This is a genomic window from Pseudoflavonifractor phocaeensis, from assembly GCF_021531375.1.
GTDB lineage: Bacteria > Bacillota > Clostridia > Oscillospirales > Oscillospiraceae > Lawsonibacter > Lawsonibacter phocaeensis_B.
Genome location: NZ_JADYTU010000055.1, coordinates 1 through 1,981 on the forward strand (window position 1 = coordinate 1; position 1,981 = coordinate 1,981).

At 61.0% G+C, this 1,981-nt stretch carries 1 protein-coding gene; it reads left to right on the top strand.

From position 1 onward, the window contains the following. On the top strand, positions 1-1,974 hold a 1,974-nt coding region (locus I6E39_RS10980; protein ID WP_235381620.1), incomplete at its 5' end, for a urocanate hydratase. Positions 1,975-1,981 lie beyond the last annotated feature (7 nt).

Here is a 1,981-nt window from a genome sequence, read left to right on the forward strand (position 1 = left end):
GAGTATCCCACTTTTGAGGAGGGTCTTCGCCGCGCTCCCCGCCGCGAGTCCCACCTGAGTGAGGCTGACAAGGCGCTCGCCATCAAGAACGCTCTGCGCTACATCCATCCCGACCATCACGAGCAGATGGCCAAGGAGTTTGCTCAGGAGCTGGAGGAGCACGGCCGTATCTATGGCTACCGCTTCCGTCCCCAGGGCAAGCTGTACGGCAAGCCCATCGACGAGTACAAGGGCAACTGCGTTGAGGGCAAGGCCTTCCAGGTCATGATCGACAACAACCTGGACTTCGAGGTCGCTCTGTATCCCTACGAGCTGGTCACCTACGGCGAGTCCGGTCAGGTCTGCCAGAACTGGATGCAGTACCGCCTGATCAAGAAGTATCTGGAGGTTCTGACCGACGAGCAGACTCTGGTGGTCATGTCCGGCCATCCTCTGGGCCTGTTCCACTCCCACAAGATGGCTCCCCGCTGCATCATCACCAACGGTCTGATGATCGGCATGTACAATGACCAGAAGAACTTCAACCGCGCTGCCGCCATCGGCGTCAGCAACTACGGTCAGATGACCGCCGGCGGCTGGATGTACATCGGTCCTCAGGGCATCGTTCACGGCACCTTCAACACCCTGCTGGGCGCTGGCCGCACCAAGCTGGGCATCGCCGAGGACGGCAACCTGGCCGGCCGCCTGTTCGTGTCCGCCGGTCTGGGCGGCATGTCCGGCGCTCAGGGCAAGGCCGCTGAGATCGCTGGCGCCACCGCCATCATCGCTGAGGTCGACCTGTCCCGTATCATGACCCGTTACAACCAGGGCTGGGTCAGCGAGAAGTCCGACAACCTGGACGAGGTCCTGGCCATGACCCAGAAGCACCTGGCCGACAAGACCCCCTGCGCCATCGCCTATCACGGCAACGTGGTGGACCTGCTGGAGTTCCTGTACGAGAAGGGCGTCCATGTGGACCTGATGTCCGACCAGACCTCCTGCCACATGGCTTACGACGGCGGCTACTGCCCCCAGGGCCTGACCTTCGAGCAGCGCACCGAGATGCTGGACAAGGATCCCGAGCAGTTCGCCAAGCTGGTTGACAAGTCCCTGCAGCGTCACTATGAGATGATCTGCAAGTTCCACGACCAGGGCACCTACTTCTTCGATTACGGCAACGCCTTCCTGAAGTCCGTGTACGACGCCGGCGTGCCCGCCGAGAAGATCTGCAAGAACGGCGAGAACGATCTGGACGGCTTCCTCTTCCCCTCCTACGTGGAAGACATCCTCGGTCCCTTCCTGTTCGACTATGGCTACGGTCCCTTCCGTTGGTGCTGCCTGTCCCGGAACCCCGACGACCTGGACAAGACCGACATGGCCGCTGCCGATTACATCAAGGCTCACAACCGCCGCTATCAGGATCACGACAACTATGTGTGGCTGCGTGACGCCAAGAAGAACAAGATGGTCGTTGGTACCCAGTGCCGTATCCTGTATGCCGATGCTATGGGCCGCATGAACATCGCTCTGAAGTTCAACGAGATGGTCCGTAACGGCGAGATCGGCCCCGTCATGCTGGGCCGTGACCACCACGATACCGGCGGAACCGATTCTCCCTTCCGTGAGACCTCCAACATCAAGGACGGCTCCAATGTCACCACCGACATGGCTGTTCAGTGCTACGCCGGTAACTGCGCCCGCGGCATGAGCCTGGTTGCTCTGCACAACGGCGGCGGCGTCGGCATCAGCAAGTCCACCAACGGCGGCTTCGGCATGGTGCTGGACGGCTCCGAGCGCGTGGATCAGATCCTGAAGATGTCCATGCCTTGGGACGTTATGGTGGGTGTTGCCCGTCGTAACTGGGCCCGCAACGAGAACGCTATGAGCACCGTGGCCGAGTACAACAAGATGTACGAGGGCCAGGATCACATCACCATGCCTTATGTGGCTGATGATGCGGTCGTGGAAGCGGCCGTCAAGGGCATGAAGGGCTGATCCCTCC